This window comes from Burkholderia sp. GbtcB21, assembly GCF_019091065.1.
Lineage (GTDB): Bacteria > Pseudomonadota > Gammaproteobacteria > Burkholderiales > Burkholderiaceae > Burkholderia > Burkholderia pyrrocinia_C.
Map to the genome: position 1 here is coordinate 767494 of NZ_JAGXKA010000002.1, position 17751 is coordinate 785244.

Below are 17751 nucleotides of genomic sequence, written 5' to 3' on the forward strand. Positions count from 1 at the left end.
GCCGGCGCCGCCCGCGACGCGCGACCATCTGCAGATCACGTTCAACAGGCGGCCGACGCGCCGGCTCACATGCATTTCCCTCCTCCCGGGGCGCCGCTGCGCACGCAGCCGCCGCCCGCCCACTCCGATGCGTCGCCCGCCGCCGCACCATACGCGCTCGACGCGGCCCAACTCGACGACGCACCGGCCGTGCGGCTGCTGACCGACACGCTTCACGCGGCACGCGTGCGCGACGCATCCGACATCCACGTCGAACCGTTCGAAGCCGGCTGGCGCATCCGCCTGCGCATCGACGGCGTGCTGCACGAACATGCGCGGCCGCCGTTACACCTGCGCGACGCGCTCGTCACGCGGATCAAGGTCCTCGCGCGCATGGACATCGCCGAGCGGCGGCTGCCGCAGGACGGCAGGCTGCGCATCGCGATCGACGGCGGCACGCGCGGCGACTATCGCGTCAGTTCGTTGCCCACGCTGTTCGGCGAAAAGCTCGTGCTGCGTCGCCTCGAAACGCTGCCGCCCGATCTGACGCTCGCCCGCCTCGGCTTCGACGCGCAGCAGGCAGCAGCAATGGAAGCCGCGATACGTGCACCGCACGGCCTCGTGCTCGTCACGGGCCCGACCGGCAGCGGCAAGACGCTGTCGCTCTACTGCGCGCTGCAGATGCTCGATCGCGACGCACACAACGTCTGCACGGTCGAGGATCCCGCCGAGATCCAGCTCGACGGGATCAGCCAGGTCGGTGTCGCCGAAAAGGCAGGGCTCACGTTCGCGACGGCGCTGCGCGCGCTGCTGCGACAGGATCCGGACATCATCATGGTCGGCGAGATTCGCGATGCGGAGACGGCCGACGTCGCGATCAAGGCCGCGCAGACCGGCCATCTCGTGCTGTCGACGCTGCACACGAACGACGCGCCGGCCGCCGTCGCGAGGCTGCTCGACATCGGTGTCGCGCCGTACAACCTCGCGGCCGCGCTGCACCTCGTCACCGCGCAGCGCCTCGTCCGGCGCTTGTGCGTCGCGTGCCGCATGCACTCGGACGCACCGGCGCGCGTGCTGCGGGAAGCCGGCTGCGACCCGGCGGCCCTGGCAGCCGGATGGCGGCCGTTCGTCGCGCGCGGCTGTTCCGTGTGTCACGGTATCGGCTATCGCGGCCGCATCGGCCTGCATCAGACGATGCCGGTATCGCCCGCGCTGGCGGAACGCATCGTCACGCGGGCGAGCGTCGGCGAACTCGCACAATGCGCGGCGGCCGAAGGCGTGCGCAATCTGCGCGACGCTGCCTTCGCGCGCGTCCGGGACGGCACGACGAGCATCGCGGAAGCCGTCGCCGCGACACCGGCGGCCTGAGCATGCGCACACCGCCGCGCGAAACCCGCTTCGCGTGGCGCGGCCGCCGCCGTGACGGCACGCCGCGCCGCGGGGCCGTCATCGCCTTCGACGCCGCGGCTGCGCGCGCCGCGCTCGCGCGCGACGGCATCGCGGTGCTGTCGCTCGACGTCCGCGGGCCGGCCCGGCCGCCGACGGCCGGCGCACGCGACATCACGCGCTTCACGCGCCAGCTCGCGAGCCTGCTGCAGGCCGGGCTGCCGCTCGCGCCGTCGCTCGAGATGCTCGCGCGCACGCGCACGCGCGACGGCGTGCCGCGCATCGCCGCCGGCCTCGCCCGCGAGATCGTCGGCGGGCAGCGCTTCGCCGATGCGCTCGCCCGCTATCCCGCGCAGTTCGGCACGCTGTATCGCCAGCTGATCGAGGTCGGCGAAGCGTCCGGCTCGCTCGGCATCGTGCTGACACGGGTCGCGGAACACCGCGAGCGCGCCGACGCGCAGTGGCGCAAGCTGCGTGCCGCGCTCGCGTATCCGGCAGCCGTCATCCTGTTCGCGCTCGCGATCTCGGCTGCGTTGATGGTATGGGTCGTGCCGACGTTCCGGCAGATCTTCGACGGTTTCGGCACCGCACTGCCGGCGCCGACCCGCGCACTGCTTGCGCTGTCCTCCGCGCTGTCGGCGTGGGGCAGCGTGCTCGTGGCCGGTGCCGCGGCAACGGGGCTTGCCGCTCATCACGCGCTTCGGCGCTCGGCGCCGCTGCGCCATGCGCTCGCGCGGCGCCTGCTGCACGCCCCGCTCGCAGGCAGCGCGCTCACGCGGTTCGCAGCCGCACGCTGGTGCCGCTCGCTTGCGACGCTGCTCGGTGCCGGCGTGCCGCTCGCAGACGCCTTCGCCACGCTCGAGCGCACGGCCGGCCATCCGGTGTTCGAGCAGGCCACCGCGCATATCGCGGCACGCGTGCTGCGCGGCGCGCGTCTCGCCGATGCGATGCAGTCGGCCGGCTGCTTTCCGGACGACGTCGTGCAGCCGATCGCCGTCGCCGAGGAGACCGGCGCGCTCGACACGATGCTCGCCGACCTCGCCGCGCTGTGCGAACGCCAGCTCGACGCGCGTCTCGATACGCTCGCGGCGCTCGGCGAACCGCTGATCGTGATCGTACTGGGCGCACTCGTCGGCGGCCTCGTGATCGCGATGTATCTGCCCATCCTTCAGCTCGGCAACGTGGTGTAGCATCGCAACCGATTCTGTCGCCTTTTAGTCCGAACCTTGAGCCTCATGACGCCCGCGCCCCTGTCCGCCGTTCCCGATTCGCCCGAGAGCACGCTGCTCGCGCTGGCGATGCTGCCGCCCGCGCTGCAGTATGCGTTCGCGGTCGTCATCGGCCTTTGCATCGGCAGCTTCCTGAACGTGGTCGTGCACCGGCTGCCCGTGATGATGCAGCGCGCATGGCAGGCCGAGATCGCCGAAGCGACCGGCAACGCCGGCACCGCCCCCGATGACGGTTATCCGCCGCGCTACGATCTGTGGCGCCCGCGCAGCGCATGCCCGCATTGCGGCCACGTGCTGCGCGCATGGGAAAACATCCCGCTCGTCAGCTACCTGATATTGCGCGGACGCTGCCGCCGCTGCGGCCACGCGATCGGCATCCGTTATCCGCTCGTCGAACTCGCGTGCGCACTGCTCGCCGCCGGCTCGCTCGCCGCGTTCGGCCCGACCGTCGCCGCGCTTGCCGCCTTCGCGCTGTGCGCCGCGCTGCTGGCGATGAGCGCGATCGATATCCGCACCGGCTACCTGCCCGATTCGATGACGCTGCCGCTCCTCTGGGCCGGGCTCGTGCTGAACCTCGGCGGCACGTTCACGTCGCTGCGCTCGGCCGTGATCGGCGCAATGGCCGGCTACCTGTTCCTGTGGTCGATCTACTGGCTGTTCAAATGGTTGCGCGGCATCGAGGGCATCGGCTTCGGCGACCTGAAGCTGCTCGCCGCGCTCGGCGCGTGGATGGGCTGGGCCGCACTGCCGCAGGTCGTGCTGTTCGCCGCGGTGACGGGCGCGACCGTCGGGCTCGTCGCGACCTGGCGCGGCCGCATGCGCTTCGAGGAGCCGATTCCGTTCGGCCCGTTCCTCGCGGCGGGCGGCGTCGCGACGCTGTTTTTCGGCACCCCTTTCTACGCGGCGCTCGGAGGCTGACATGTTCGCAGTAGGACTCACCGGCGGCATCGGCAGCGGCAAGACGACCGTCGCGGACCTGTTCGGCGCCCGCGGCGCATCGCTCGTCGATACCGACCTGATCGCCCACCGCATCACCGCGCCGGGCGGCCTCGCGATGCCTGCGATCGAACAGGCATTCGGCCGCGGCTTCGTTGCCGCGGACGGTTCGCTCGATCGCGCGAAGATGCGTGCACTGATTTTCAGCGACGACGACGCGCGCCGGCGCCTCGAAGCGATCACGCATCCGCTGATCCGCGCGGAAACCGATCGCGACGCACGCGAAGCGCAGGGCCCGTACGTGATGTTCGTCGTGCCGCTGCTCGTCGAGTCGGGCAACTGGAAGGCGCGCAGCAATCGCGTGCTCGTCGTCGACTGCCCGGTCGAGACGCAGATCGCGCGCGTGATGCAGCGCAACGGGTTCACGCGCGAGCAGGTCGAGGCGATCATCGCGAGACAGGCGACGCGCGAAGCCCGTCTCGCGGCGGCCGACGACGTGATCGTCAACGACGCGACGACGCCCGATGCGCTCGCCGCGCAGGTCGATGCGCTGCACCAACGCTATCTCGGATTCGCGGCCGCCGCGCACTGACCCTCGTGCGCGATCGTGATGGCGTACGAAATTGGTGCGTTGCTAGGGTAGAGAGTGAGCATTAGAATGTGCTGCATTGTTTCAATTCCTACCCTAGAGGCGAGCGCGCTTGATTCTTTACGAGTATCCGTTCAACGAGCGAATTCGCACGCTGCTGCGCCTCGAAGACCTGTTCGAGCGCTTCGCGTTCTTCTTGGCTCAGGAGGACCCGCGTGAACACCACGTCGCGCTAACGACGCTGTTCGAAATCGCCGAAGTAACCGGCCGCGCGGACCTGAAATCGGATCTGATGAAGGAGCTCGAACGTCAGCGCCAGACGCTCGCCCCCTTTCGCGGTAATCCGGGCATCGAGCAGAACGCGCTCGAAGCCGTGCTCGGCGAAATCGAGCAGACGCTCGCGAATCTCGCGCAGATGCAGGGCAAGACCGGGCAGCACCTCATCGACAACGAGTGGCTCGCCAGCATCCGCAGTCGCGCGGTGATTCCCGGCGGCACCTGCAAGTTCGACCTGCCGTCGTACTACGCGTGGCAGCAATGGCCCGCCGAGCAGCGGCGCCAGGACATCGCGAAGTGGATCATGCCGATGCTGCCGCTGCGCGACGCCGCGTCGATCGTGCTGCGCCTCGCGCGCGAATCGGGCCAGGCGTCGAAGGTCATGGCGATGCAGGGCAGCTACCAGCAGATGCTGTCCGGCCGCACGTACCAGTTGATGCAGGTGCGCGTGCCGCCGGAATTGCGCGTCATTCCCGAAGCGAGCGCGAACAAATACATGCTGTGGGTACGGTTCACCATGCAGGACGGCGATGTGCGGCCGCGCGCGGTGGACATCGACGTACCGTTCCACCTGACTCTGTGCAATCTGTAACGGCCGCGTGCCGGATCGACGCTTTCGTATGACTACCGTTGTGAAATGCCCGTCGTGCGGCGCCGAAGTGCGCTGGACCCCTGAAAATCAGTTCCGCCCGTTCTGTTCGGCCCGCTGCAAGCAGCTCGACCTCGGCGCCTGGGCTGCGGAAAAGTACCGGATCGGCGGTACGTCCGACGAAGGCCCTTCGTCGGAAGAAGACGGCACGGACGACCGCCGCGACAGCTGATCGGCGCGCGGCACCGCCCGCCGGCGATATGGCCCGCCTTTCAGGCAGGCCGCCGCGGCATCATTGCGACGCCGCTTCCTTCTCGAGCAGTTCGAGCACCGGCAGCGCCGCCGGCAGCAGCGGCGCGACGTCGACCGGCAGTTGCTGCCACACGAACGCCTGCCCTTCCTTGCTGTGCGGCTCGCCGGTCCAGCCCGTCACCTTGCAGAAATAAAGCCGCACGTACGCGTGCGGATAATCGTGTTCGAGCGTGTGCCAGCGATGGCTCGCCGTGACGACGATGCCGAGCTCCTCGTGCAGTTCGCGCGCCAGCGCGTCCTCGACGCTCTCGCCGGCCTCCAGCTTGCCGCCCGGAAACTCCCAGTAGCCTTCATACGGCTTGCCCTGCAGCCGCTGCGCGAGCAGGTAACGGCAGCGGCCGACCGGGCCATCCGGCTGCACCATCACGCCGACCGCGACTTCCGTCACCTTGCGGCCATCCGGCGCGCGCACGGCGCCCTGTGCGAAATCCGTGCTCATGCCTGCTCCTTGCGACCCGACCAGTCGCGCGCGAATTGCCACGCGACGCGTCCCGACCGCGAACCGCGCTCGAGCGCCCATACGAGCGCGTCGCCGCGCGCGGACTCGATCTCCGCATCCGCGCAGCCGAAATGACGCAGCCAGTGCGCGACGATGCCGAGGTAGTCGTCCTGCTTGAACGGATAGAAGCTGACCCACAGGCCGAAGCGCTCCGACAGCGAGATCTTCTCCTCGACGACTTCGCCGGGATGAATCTCGCCATCCGGGAGATGCTTGTACGACTCGTTGTCGCTCATGTACTCGGGCAGCAGATGGCGGCGGTTCGACGTCGCGTAGATCAGCACGTTGTCCGACTGCGCGGCGATCGAGCCGTCGAGCGCGACCTTCAGCGCCTTGTAGCCCGATTCGCCTTCCTCGAACGACAGGTCGTCGCAAAACACGATGAACCGCTCGGGACGCTGCGAGATCAGGTCGACGATGTCGCCGAGATCGTGCAGGTCGTCCTTGTCTACTTCGATCAGGCGCAGCCCGTCCTTCGCATACGCGTTCAGGCACGCCTTGATCAGCGACGACTTGCCGGTGCCGCGCGCGCCGGTCAGCAGCACGTTGTTGGCCGGCTTCTGCTGCACGAACTGCCGCGTGTTCTGTTCGATCAGCCCTTTCTGGCGATCGATGTTGTACAGGTCGCCGAGCGTGATCGACGATACGGCCGGCACCGGCTGCAGGTAGCCGCGCCCCTGGCGCTTGCGCCAGCGGAACGCGTGCGCGGCGTTCCAGTCGATGGCCGCCGGCGTGGGCGGCAGCATCCCCTCGAGCCGGCCGAGCAGCGCTTCCGCGCGCGTCAGAAACTGTTCAAGCTTGTCCATGTCGTTCGAACACTCCCGATCAGGAGCGGTAATCCGCGTTGATGCTCACGTAATCGTGCGACAGGTCGCACGTCCACACGGTGGCCTGCGCGTCGCCGCGGCCGAGCAGCACGCGGATCGTGATTTCGCTCTGCTTCATCACGCGCTGGCCGTCCTCTTCCTGGTAGGCCGGATTGCGGCCGCCGGCCTTCGCGACGAGCACGTCGTCGAGATAGAGGTCGATCTTGCCGACGTCGAGATCCGCGACGCCCGCATAGCCGATCGCCGCGAGAATCCGGCCGAGGTTGGGGTCGGATGCGTAGAAGGCCGTCTTCACGAGCGGCGAATGGCCGATCGCGTACGCGATCTGGCGGCATTCGGCGACGCTCTTGCCGCCTTCGACCTGCACCGTCATGAATTTCGTCGCGCCTTCGCCGTCGCGCACGATCAGTTGCGACAGCACCTGCGCGACTTCCGTCACCGCATTGCGCAGCGCTGCATAGGCCGGCGAATCGGTCGACGTGATTGCAGGCAGCGTGCTCTTGCCCGACGCGATCAGGATGAACGAGTCGTTCGTCGACGTGTCGCCGTCGATCGTGATGCAGTTGAACGAGCGGTCGGCGACTTCCTTCACGAGCGTGTCGAGCACCGGCTGCGCGACGTTCGCGTCGAACGCGAGGAAGCCGAGCATCGTCGCCATGTTCGGCTTGATCATGCCGGCGCCCTTGCTGATGCCCGTCAGCGTAACCGTATGGCCATCGATCGCGACCTGGCGCGACGTTGCCTTCGGCAGCGTGTCGGTCGTCATGATCGCCTGCGCGGCGTCAAACCAGTTCGCGGCCTTGCGGTTCGCGAGCGCGGCCGGCAGGCCGGCCTTCAGGCGGTCGATCGGCAGCGGCTCGAGGATCACGCCGGTCGAGAACGGCAGCACCTGCGCCGGCTCGATGCCCGCGAGGCGCGCGAGTTCCGTGCAGGTCTCGCGGGTGTTCACGAGGCCCGGCTCGCCGGTGCCGGCATTCGCATTGCCCGTATTCACGACAAGCGCGCGAATGCCCGCGCCGCCCGCGCGCACCTTCGCCAGATGCTCGCGGCAGACGGTGACCGGCGCGGCGCAGAAACGGTTTTCGGTGAACACGCCCGCGACCGTCGCCCCTTCGTCGACGGAGATGACCAGCACGTCCTTGCGATTCGGCTTGCGGATGTTCGCTTCCGCCCAACCGAGCGTGACGCCGGCGACGGGATGCAGTTGGGCGGGATCGATCGACGGAAAATTGACAGCCATGGGGCACACCTGCCGGATGGAAAATGCCGGCACACGCCGGCATCGATTGGAAGAACCGGCGGCCGCACGCGCGGGCCGCCGCAACTCACATCACTCACTCGAAGCTGCGAACGAAGCGGCGCGCGTGACGCGCGCCGCCGTCGATCATGACAGCTTCCCGTGACAGTGCTTGTACTTCTTGCCGCTGCCGCACGGGCACGGATCGTTGCGGCCGACCTTCGGCTGCTCGCCGCCGGGGCCGCTGTGGGCCATTGCGCTGCCGACCATGTCGGCCGTCGCAGCAGCAGCCGCAACGGCTGCCCCGCCGGCCACCGGCGCGGCGGCTTCGGCAAACTCGGCGTGCTGATACTCGACGTTCTCGAGATGGCCGCCGCGCTCCTCGATCTGCTCGGCCGCTTCCTCGAGCTGCTCCGGCGACTGGATCTGCACGTTCATCACGATCCGCGTGACTTCCTGCTTGATCGCGTCGAGCATCGCGGCGAACAGCTCGAACGCTTCGCGCTTGTATTCCTGCTTCGGGTTCTTCTGCGCATAACCGCGCAGGTGGATGCCCTGGCGCAGGTGATCGAGCGCCGCAAGGTGTTCGCGCCACAGGCGGTCGACCGTCTGCAGCATCACCGAACGCTCGAACGCGCTGAACGATTCGCGGCCGACCATCGCGACCTTTGCGTCGTACTGCTCGTCGGCGGCCGTCGTCACGGCGTCGAGAATCTCCTCGGCCGTGATCGACGTCGACTCGTTCACCATTTCCTGGATCGCGAGGTCGAGCTGCCAGTCGTTGCGCAGCGCTTCCTCGAGTTCGGGCACGTCCCACTGCTCCTCGATGCTGCCTTCCGGCACGAACTGGCGGACGACTTCGGTAATCACGCCGTGGCGCATCGCGGTGATCGTCTCGGTGATGTCGTGTGCTTCGAGCAGTTCGTTGCGCTGCTGGTAGATGACCTTGCGCTGGTCGTTCGACACGTCGTCGTATTCGAGCAGCTGCTTGCGGATGTCGAAGTTGCGCGCTTCGACCTTGCGCTGCGCGGATTCGATCGAACGCGTGACGATGCCGGCCTCGATCGCCTCGCCTTCCGGCATCTTCAGGCGATCCATGATCGAGCGCACGCGATCGCCCGCGAAGATGCGCAGCAGCGGATCGTCGAGCGACAGGTAGAAGCGCGACGAGCCCGGATCGCCCTGGCGGCCCGCACGGCCGCGCAGCTGGTTGTCGATCCGGCGCGATTCGTGGCGCTCGGTGCCGATGATGTGCAGGCCGCCCGCGGCCTTCACCTGCTCGTGCAGCGTTTCCCACTCGTCGTGCAGCTGCTGGATGCGGCGCGCCTTTTCGTCGGCCGGGATCGCTTCGTCGGCCTCGATGAACGCGGCCTGCTTCTCGGCGTTGCCGCCGAGCACGATGTCGGTGCCGCGACCGGCCATGTTGGTCGCGATCGTGACGCGCTTCGGACGCCCGGCTTCCGCGACGATCGCGGCTTCACGCTCGTGCTGCTTCGCGTTCAGCACTTCGTGCGGCAGCCCGGCCTGCTTCAGCAGGTGCGACAGCAGCTCGGAGTTCTCGATCGACGTCGTGCCGACCAGCACCGGCTGGCCGCGCTCGTAGCAGTCGCGAATGTCGCGGATCACCGCGTCGTAGCGCTCCTTGGCCGTCTTGTAGATCTGGTCCTGCTTGTCGATCCGCTTCGGCGGACGGTTGGTCGGGATCACGACCGTCTCGAGACCGTAGATCTCGTTGAATTCGTACGCTTCGGTATCCGCGGTACCCGTCATGCCCGCGAGCTTCGCGTACATCCGGAAGTAGTTCTGGAACGTGATCGATGCGAGCGTCTGGTTCTCGCTCTGGATCTTCACGTGTTCCTTCGCCTCGACGGCCTGGTGCAGGCCGTCGGACCAGCGGCGGCCGGCCATCAGGCGGCCCGTGAATTCGTCGACGATGACCACTTCGCCGTTCTGCACGACGTAGTGCTGGTCCTTGTAGAACAGCGTGTGGGCGCGCAGCGCCGCGTACACGTGGTGCATCAGCGTGATGTTCTGCGGCGCGTACAGGCTCTCGCCATCGCCGATCAGGCCCCATTCGGCAAGCAGCCGCTCGGCCTTCTCGTGGCCCGATTCCGTCAGGAACACCTGGCGCGACTTCTCGTCGAGCGTGTAGTCGCCCGGCTTCTCGACGCCCGTGCCGTCGGCCTTCTCCTCGCCGATCTGGCGCTCGAGCAGCGGCGGCAGCGCGTTCATCCGCACGTACAGTTCGGTGTGATCCTCGGCCTGCCCCGAGATGATCAGCGGCGTGCGCGCCTCGTCGATCAGGATCGAGTCCACTTCGTCGACGACCGCAAAGTTCAGTGCCCGCTGCACGCGCGCGTCGGTCTCGTAGACCATGTTGTCGCGCAGGTAGTCGAAGCCGAACTCGTTGTTCGTGCCGTACGTGATGTCCGCCGCGTAGGCCTGCTGCTTCTGGTCGTGCTCCATGCCGGACAGGTTGATGCCGACCGACAGACCGAGGAAGTTGTAGAGGCGCGCCATCCATTCGGCGTCGCGCTGCGCGAGGTAGTCGTTGACGGTCACGACGTGCACGCCGCGCCCGGCCAGCGCATTCAGGTACACGGGCAGCGTCGCGACGAGCGTCTTGCCTTCGCCGGTGCGCATTTCCGCGATCTTGCCGTAGTGGAGCACCATGCCGCCGATCAACTGCACGTCGAAGTGCCGCATCTTCAGCACGCGGCGGCTCGCCTCGCGGCAGACCGCGAACGCTTCGGGCAGCAGTTTGTCGAGCGACTCGCCGGCCGCGACCCGCTGGCGGAATTCATCCGTCTTGCCGCGCAACTGGTCGTCCGTCAGCTTCTCGATCTGCGTTTCGAGCGCATTGATCGTCGTGACGGTCTTTTGGTATTGCTTGACGAGCCGCTGGTTGCGGCTGCCAAAAATTTTCTGGAGAAAACCGGTTGTCATCGGATCGGATCCTGCGTCGCAGCACCGGCGTCCGGCGCGTGTTGCGCGCCTCGACGCCCGAGCCTCGGCGGCTTAGCGAATTAGTGGACTCAAACGGTGAATTTTAGCACGCGGGGGCGCGTGCGCCCGCGTCTCGGCCGGACGGGCATTGCGCGCCGAGGCCGGGCGGACGGGGCGAAAGCCGCCCGTGCACGGGCCGGCGCGGGTACAATCGGCGTCAACGTCCGCGCGCGTGCGCGCCCGAAGAATGCCTCGATGAACCGATTTTCCAAGCGTTTCGGCCCGCTCGCCGCGCATCGCCCGCAACCCGTGTCCGAAGTTCTCGGCCGCACCGACGCGTTCACTGCGCTGCGCGCCGGCGTCGAGCAGATCGCGTCGCTGCAGCGCGATCTGTCCGCGCTCCTGCCCGACTATCTTGCGAATCATGTCGAACCGGGCTTCGTCAAGGACGGCACCCTGACCCTCTTTGCCGCACACAATGCGCTGGCCGCGCGGCTGCGGCAGGTCGAGCCGCGGCTGCTCGGCGATCTCCAGAAGCGCGGCTGGCCCGTCGCGACGCTGCGCGTGCGCGTGCGTCCGAAGGACGCGCCCGAGCCGCCGCACGTGAAGCAGGCGCGGATGACCTCGGTCGGTGCCGCCGCATTGCGCGACCTCGCCGACCACCTCGAACCGTCGCCGCTGCAGGCCGCGCTCGCGAGGATGGCGGCCCGGCACGGCGCGAAATCGCCGCGCTGAGCGCGCCGCCGGCGGCGGCCTGCCAATAAAAAAAACGGCCCGCAGGCCGTTTTTTTATCGCTGGTGTCGAACGCCGGTCAGGCGAACGCAGTCTGCGCGTCGAACGCGAAGCCGCTCGGCGCGGCCTGCGGATCGTCGAACGTGACGATCTCGTATGCGTCTTCGTGCGCGAGCAGTTCGCGCAGCAGCGCGTTGTTCAGCCCGTGCCCCGACTTGTACGCGGTGTACGACGCCAGCAGCGGATGGCCGACCACGTACAGGTCGCCGATCGCGTCGAGCATCTTGTGCTTCACGAACTCGTCGTCGTAGCGCAGCCCGTCGTTGTTCAGGATCCGGTACTCGTCGAGCACGATCGCATTGTCCATGCTGCCGCCGCGCGCCAGGCCGAGCTCGCGCATCATTTCGACTTCATGGGCGAACCCGAACGTGCGCGCGCGCGCGATCTCGCGCACGTACGACGTGTTCGCGAAATCGACCTCGAGTTCCTGGCCGGTCTTGTCGACGGCCGGGTGACGGAAGTCGATCGTGAATTTCAGCTTGAAGCCGAAAAACGGATCGAGACGCGCGAACTTGTCGCCATCGCGGATTTCAACCGGCTTCGTCACCTTGATGAACCGCTTCGGCGCGTTCTGCTCCTCGATGCCGGCGGACTGGATCAGGAACACGAAGGACGCGGCGCTGCCGTCCATGATCGGGATTTCCTCGGCCGTCACGTCGACATACAGGTTGTCGATGCCGAGCCCCGCGCACGCCGACATCAGGTGCTCGACGGTCGACACGCGCGCGCCATCCTTCTGCAGCACCGACGCGAGCCGCGTGTCGCCGATCGACATGGCCGATGCGGGAATATCGACGGGCGTGGGCAGGTCGACGCGCGAGAAGACGATGCCCGTGCCGGGCGCCGCCGGACGGAGCGTCAGTTCGACCTTGCGGCCCGAGTGCAGACCGATACCCACGGTCTTCACGATCGATTTGATGGTGCGCTGCTTCAGCATGGTGTTCTTCGTCTTGATTGAAGATATCAATCAGGAGTTATATTCGATAGATGGGATTATAGCGTAATTCCCTATTCAACGCTGTTTGAAACTGCGTATCAATCTGTTTCGGCAGTTTACCCGCGCCGATACGGGACGGGCCGATGCCCGGAACGGAGGCGTTTCCGGTCATCAGCCCGTGTTACAACTGTCCTGAGGCCGGTGAGCAGCGTTGCCGGCAGGCAACGGCGCACCGCATGATCAGGACGTCAACGTCGCGAGAACACTCGCCGCATCGCTCACTTCGAATTTGCCCGGCGCCTCGACGGCCAGCGTCTTGACCACACCGCCGTCAATCACCATCGCGTAGCGCAGGGAACGAATTCCCATGCCACGCGCGGACAAATCCTGCGTCAGCCCCAGCGCATGAGTGAAAGCCGCGCTGCCGTCCGCCATCATGCGCACCTTGCCCGCGGTGTGCAGATCACGTCCCCATGCGCCCATCACGAATGCGTCGTTGACGGACACGCACCAGATCTCGTCGATACCCGCCGAGCGCAGTTGCTCGGCGTGTTCGACGTAGCCCGGTACATGCTGCGCCGAGCAGGTCGGCGTGAAAGCGCCCGGCAATCCGAAGATCACCACCCGCTTTCCCGCAACCTGGTCGCGCACGCTGAAGGCATTCGGCCCCAGCGTGCACCCTTCGCGCGCGTCGTCGATGAACTCGAACAACTGCACGTCGGGCAGCGCGTCGCCCACTTGAATCATGGCTGGTCCCTCATAGCGATACGGTTTTTCGGCGTGTTGCGGACAGCACGGCCCATCCCGCCCCGCCGAAGCGAAGAGGGCACGTTTCCCGGCCCGGCGTCGCATCCGACGCGGCCTGTCGTGGTCCGCAGCATCCGTCACGCCGGCGATACCGCGGCGATTCCGCCGCGGCTTCGCCTGTGTTTGCGTCAGTCAGCCTGCTTGCGCAGGAAAGCCGGGATGTCGTAGGTGTCGACACCCTTCTCCTGCAGCGCCTGCACGTGCGATGCCGCGGTTTCGCGCGAGTTGCGCCACACCGCCGGCGTATCGAGCGCGCCGTAGTCGGCCGTGCTGACGTGATGCGGTTGCGCATAGCCATGCGACACCGCGCTGACCGGCTGGTTGTCCGTACCCGTGCGCAGCAGCGTCATCGGAGCCGACTGCTGCTTCTTCGCCGCACGGCCCAGACCCGTTGCCACGACCGTCACGCGCAACGCATCGCCCATTGCGTCGTCGTACACCGCACCGAAGATCACCGTGGCATCTTCCGCCGCGTAGCTCTTGATCGTGTTCATCACTTCGCGCGTTTCCGACAGGCGCAGCGAACGGCTCGACGTGATGTTGACCAGCACACCGCGCGCGCCCGACAGATCGACGCCTTCGAGCAGCGGGCTCGCCACGGCCTGTTCCGCCGCGAGGCGTGCGCGATCGACGCCGGCGACCGTCGCCGTGCCCATCATCGCCTTGCCCTGCTCGCCCATCACCGTCTTCACGTCTTCGAAGTCGACGTTCACGAGGCCGTCGACGTTGATGATTTCGGCGATGCCTGCGACCGCGTTGTTCAACACGTCGTCCGCGCACTGGAAGCACTTGTCCATCTCGGCGTCGTCGCCCATCACGTCGAACAGCTTGTCGTTCAGCACGACGATCAGCGAGTCGACGTGATCCTCCAGTTGCTGCGAACCTGCTTCGGCGACGCGCATCCGCTTGCCGCCTTCGAACTCGAACGGCTTGCTGACGACACCGACCGTCAGGATGCCCATCTCTTTCGCGATCTGCGCGACCACCGGTGCCGCGCCCGTGCCCGTACCGCCGCCCATGCCGGCCGTAATGAACACCATGTGCGCGCCGCGCAGTGCGTCGGCGATGCGCTCGCGCGCTTCTTCCGCTGCCGCACGGCCCATTTCCGGCTTCGCACCGGCGCCGAGGCCCGTGTTGCCAAGCTGGATCACCGACGATGCACGCGAACGCGACAGCGCCTGGGCGTCCGTGTTCATCACGATGAAATCGACGCCCTGCACGCCGCGGTTGATCATGTGCTGGACGGCATTGCCGCCAGCGCCGCCAACGCCGACCACCTTGATGATGGTGCCGTTGGTCTCGGTTTCCAGCATTTCGAATTCCATGTTGCCTCCGTCAAGAGAATGACTGCTAATCGGCCGTTATTCGGCAGGAGATCGGGCAACCCCCTGTCGCGCGCCAGCCGCCGGCACCAGCGCGAATTTCGATTCGGTTCGTCAGAAATTGCTCAGGAACCATTCCTTCATCCGCGAGAAAACCTGCCCCGCGTTGCCGGACTGCACGGCGACCTTGCGGCCGCGCATGCGCTGAGCACTGCCTTCGACGAGCAGCCCCATCGCCGTCGAGTAGCGCGGATTGCGCACGACGTCGGAGAGGCCGCCTGCATACTCCGGCGCGCCGATGCGCACCGGTTTCAGGAAAATGTCTTCGCCGAGCTCGACCATGCCCGGCATCATCGCGGCACCGCCGGTAATGACCACGCCGGAGCTCAGCAGTTCTTCGTAACCCGACTCGCGCACGACCTGCTGCACGAGCGAGAACAGTTCCTCGACGCGCGGCTCGATCACGGCCGCGAGCGCCTGGCGCGACAGCGTGCGCGGGCCGCGTTCGCCGAGGCCCGGCACTTCGACCATCTCGTCCGGATCGGCGAGCGCCTGCTTCGCGATCCCGTAGCCGACCTTGATGTCTTCCGCATCCGGCGTCGGCGTGCGCAGCGCCATCGCGATGTCGCTCGTGATCTGGTCGCCGGCGATCGGAATCACCGCGGTGTGGCGGATCGCGCCTTCGGCGAAGATCGCGATGTCCGTCGTGCCGCCGCCGACGTCGACCAGCACCACGCCGAGATCCTTCTCGTCTTCCGTCAGCACGGCCAGCGACGACGCGAGCGGCTGCAGGATCAGGTCGTTCACTTCCAGCCCGCAGCGGCGCACGCACTTGACGATGTTCTGCGCGGCGCTCACCGCGCCCGTCACGATGTGCACCTTCACCTCGAGGCGGATGCCGCTCATCCCGATCGGCTCGCGCACGTCTTCCTGGCCGTCGATGATGAATTCCTGCGTGAGGATGTGCAGCACCTGCTGGTCGGTCGGGATGTTGATCGCCTTCGCGGTCTCGATCACGCGCGCGACGTCGGTCTGCGTGACTTCCTTGTCCTTGATCGCGACCATCCCGCTCGAGTTGAAGCTGCGGATGTGGCTGCCCGCGATCCCCGTGAACACGTTGGTGATCTTGCAGTCGGCCATCAGCTCGGCTTCCTCGAGCGCGCGCTGGATCGACTGCACGGTGGCCTCGATGTTGACCACCACACCTTTCTTCAGACCCTTCGACTCGCTCTGGCCGAGGCCGATCACCTCGTAGTGACCCTCGCCTTTCAGCTCGGCGACGATGGCCACCACCTTCGACGTGCCGATGTCGAGGGAAACCAGCAGATCCTTGTAGTCTTTGCTCATAAAGTGCTCTTGCGTGTGATCTCTCGTTACTTCTTGCGCTTGTCGGTATCGGTCAGGAACCGCATGCCTGCCGCGCGAATCGCGAATCCGTTCGGATAGCGCAGGTCCGCGTACTCGATGTCGTTGCCCCAACGCTCCGTGACGGCCGGCCAGGCCGCGACAAGGCGCTGGCTCCGGTCATGCAGCGTGTCGCTGTTGCGTTCCTTGCCCAGCTCGACCTGCATGCCGTTCGACAGCTTCACCGTCCACGCGTACCGCGCCGACAGCGTCACTTCTTCCGGCGCCGCCTTCAGCGGCGCAAACCATTTCCCGAAGTCGCGATACCGCGTGACGACTTCCTTCGCACTGCCCTCCGGGCCGTCGAACGCCGGCAGTTCCTTGTCCAGTTCGCCCTGGTTCGCGGTGAACAGCTCGCCGTCGACGCTCACGAGCTGGTCGCTGCCCCAGGTCCCGAGCGGTTTGTACTCCTCGAGCGTGACAGCCAGCGCATTCGGCCACACCCGGCGCACGCTCGCGTGCCGCACCCACGGCATCTGCTCGAATGCGGCGCGCGCCGTATCGAGATCGACCGTGAAGAAATTGCCCTTCAGCCGGCCGACCACGCCCGCGCGCACCGTCGGCGAGTTGATGTGCTCGGTGTCGCCGTCGATCCGGATTTCCCGCAGCGCGAACGTCGGGCGCTGGATCAGCCAGTAGCAGCCGGCCGCCGCCAACACGAGCAGCAGCAGCGCGTACAGCGCGCTGGCGGCAAGGTTGAGTTGGCGAACGTTGTTCCACATACGTCGTTTCGTTCCTGCGTCAGTCGTTAAGCGTGAGCGACAGCACCTTCACGACCAGCTCCGAATAGCTGATGCCGACCGCGCGTGCGGCCTTCGGCGGCAGCGAGTGGTCGGTCATCCCGGGGGCGGTGTTCACTTCCAGGAAATACGCATTGCCGGCCGCGTCGAGCATGAAATCCGCGCGGCCCCAGTCGGTGCAGCCGAGCACGTCGAACGCGCGGCGCGCGATGCGCTTCAGCTCCGCTTCCTGTTCGGCCGGCAGGCCGCACGGGATCAGGTACTGCGTATCGTCGGCAACGTATTTCGCGTGGTAGTCGTAGAACTCGCCCGCCGGCACGATCTTGATCAGCGGCAGGTCGAGATCGCCGGCGATGCACGCGGTGTATTCGCCGCCGCCCTCGATGCTCTTCTCGACGATCACGATCTTGTCGTGCGTCGCGGCTTCCTGCAGCGCGGCCGGCAGCGCGTCGGCCGTCTTCACCTTCAGCACCGCGACGCTCGAGCCTTCGCTCGCCGGCTTCACGAACAGCGGCAGGCCGAGCTTCGCGACGATGTCGGTCGCGCGCGCCGCGAGATCGTCGCCGCGCATCACCGTCTCGAACGGCGGCGTCGGCACGCCCGTCTGCTGCCACACGAGCTTCGTGCGGAACTTGTCGAGACCGAGCGCCGACCCGAGCACGCCGCTGCCCGTGTAGCGGATCCCGTAGAAATCGAGCGCGCCCTGGATCTGGCCGTTCTCGCCGTAGCCGCCGTGCAGCGCGTTGAACGCGCGCACGAAGCCTTCGTCCTTCAGCGCCGACAGCGGCCGCTCGGCCGGGTCGAACGGATGCGCATCGACGCCCGCGTCACGCAGGCCCTGCAGCACGAGGCGGCCCGAGGTGAGCGACACCTCGCGCTCGGCGGATTCGCCGCCGAACAACACCGCCACCTTGCCGAAACGTTTCGGATCGATCCCGCTCAT

17 protein-coding genes are annotated in these 17751 nt (G+C 67.1%); 7 read left to right on the plus strand and 10 right to left on the minus strand.

The window, feature by feature from the left end; all coding sequences use genetic code 11:
* Positions 1-69 precede the first annotated feature (69 nt).
* The 6 genes from KVT39_RS07860 (at position 70) to KVT39_RS07885 (ending at position 5216) form a co-directional block, all read left to right on the plus strand.
* On the plus strand, positions 70-1347 hold the full coding sequence (locus KVT39_RS07860) for a GspE/PulE family protein (protein WP_175750255.1): 1278 nt from the start codon (positions 70-72) through the stop codon (positions 1345-1347).
* A gap of 2 nt (positions 1348-1349) precedes the next feature.
* A complete protein-coding gene (locus KVT39_RS07865; RefSeq protein ID WP_175750256.1) occupies positions 1350-2555 on the plus strand; it encodes a type II secretion system F family protein in 1206 nt (401 codons plus the stop codon).
* A gap of 45 nt (positions 2556-2600) precedes the next feature.
* A complete protein-coding gene (locus tag KVT39_RS07870; RefSeq protein ID WP_034182652.1) occupies positions 2601-3512 on the plus strand; it encodes an A24 family peptidase in 912 nt (303 codons plus the stop codon).
* 1 nt (position 3513) lies between these two features.
* Complete coding sequence (gene coaE, locus KVT39_RS07875) at positions 3514-4122, plus strand: dephospho-CoA kinase (RefSeq protein WP_034182651.1); 609 nt, start codon at positions 3514-3516, stop codon at positions 4120-4122.
* A 109-nt stretch (positions 4123-4231) separates the two neighbouring features.
* The gene (gene zapD, locus KVT39_RS07880; protein ID WP_034182650.1) at positions 4232-4987 is read left to right on the plus strand and encodes a cell division protein ZapD; all 756 of its coding nucleotides are present in this window, start codon (positions 4232-4234) and stop codon (positions 4985-4987) included.
* 28 nt (positions 4988-5015) lie between these two features.
* Positions 5016-5216: a DNA gyrase inhibitor YacG gene (locus tag KVT39_RS07885; RefSeq protein WP_175750257.1), complete on the plus strand. Its 201-nt coding sequence runs from the start codon at positions 5016-5018 to the stop codon at positions 5214-5216.
* Positions 5217-5276: 60 nt separating this feature from the next.
* Here KVT39_RS07885 and KVT39_RS07890 read toward each other — a convergent pair whose 3' ends face one another.
* From KVT39_RS07890 to secA, 4 genes are all read right to left on the minus strand, one after another.
* Entirely contained in the window at positions 5277-5735 is a 459-nt protein-coding gene (locus tag KVT39_RS07890) for an NUDIX domain-containing protein (protein WP_034182648.1), read from the minus strand.
* Positions 5732-6601: an ATP-binding protein gene (locus tag KVT39_RS07895; RefSeq protein ID WP_034182647.1), complete on the minus strand. Its 870-nt coding sequence runs from the start codon at positions 6599-6601 to the stop codon at positions 5732-5734. Before KVT39_RS07895 ends, KVT39_RS07890 begins: the two co-directional genes overlap by 4 nt.
* Positions 6602-6620: 19 nt before the next feature.
* Positions 6621-7862: a bifunctional glutamate N-acetyltransferase/amino-acid acetyltransferase ArgJ gene (argJ, locus tag KVT39_RS07900; protein WP_034182646.1), complete on the minus strand. Its 1242-nt coding sequence runs from the start codon at positions 7860-7862 to the stop codon at positions 6621-6623.
* Between the two features lie 144 nt (positions 7863-8006).
* Positions 8007-10805 (minus strand): preprotein translocase subunit SecA, encoded by a 2799-nt coding sequence (gene secA, locus KVT39_RS07905; RefSeq protein ID WP_034182645.1) that lies wholly within the window; start codon positions 10803-10805, stop codon positions 8007-8009.
* Positions 10806-11060: 255 nt separating this feature from the next.
* Between secA and KVT39_RS07910 the strand changes: the two genes are divergently transcribed.
* Positions 11061-11540, plus strand: a complete 480-nt coding sequence (locus tag KVT39_RS07910) for a DUF721 domain-containing protein (protein WP_034182644.1) — start codon at positions 11061-11063, stop codon at positions 11538-11540.
* Between the two features lie 77 nt (positions 11541-11617).
* Here the strand turns inward: KVT39_RS07910 and lpxC are convergent, their stop codons facing one another.
* From lpxC to KVT39_RS07940, 6 genes are all read right to left on the minus strand, one after another.
* Positions 11618-12535, minus strand: coding sequence for a UDP-3-O-acyl-N-acetylglucosamine deacetylase (gene lpxC / locus KVT39_RS07915; RefSeq protein ID WP_105389884.1), 918 nt, complete (start codon positions 12533-12535; stop codon positions 11618-11620).
* A gap of 240 nt (positions 12536-12775) precedes the next feature.
* Positions 12776-13282: a peroxiredoxin gene (locus tag KVT39_RS07920; protein WP_217588323.1), complete on the minus strand. Its 507-nt coding sequence runs from the start codon at positions 13280-13282 to the stop codon at positions 12776-12778.
* A 188-nt stretch (positions 13283-13470) separates the two neighbouring features.
* Positions 13471-14667 carry a cell division protein FtsZ gene (gene ftsZ, locus KVT39_RS07925; RefSeq protein ID WP_006477012.1) on the minus strand — a complete coding sequence of 399 codons (1197 nt, stop codon included), beginning with the start codon at positions 14665-14667 and terminating at the stop codon, positions 13471-13473.
* A gap of 111 nt (positions 14668-14778) precedes the next feature.
* Entirely contained in the window at positions 14779-16011 is a 1233-nt protein-coding gene (ftsA, locus tag KVT39_RS07930; RefSeq protein WP_034182640.1) for a cell division protein FtsA, read from the minus strand.
* Positions 16012-16037: 26 nt separating this feature from the next.
* Positions 16038-16790, minus strand: a complete 753-nt coding sequence (locus tag KVT39_RS07935; RefSeq protein ID WP_034182639.1) for a cell division protein FtsQ/DivIB — start codon at positions 16788-16790, stop codon at positions 16038-16040.
* Between the two features lie 19 nt (positions 16791-16809).
* Entirely contained in the window at positions 16810-17751 is a 942-nt protein-coding gene (locus KVT39_RS07940; RefSeq protein WP_217588325.1) for a D-alanine--D-alanine ligase, read from the minus strand.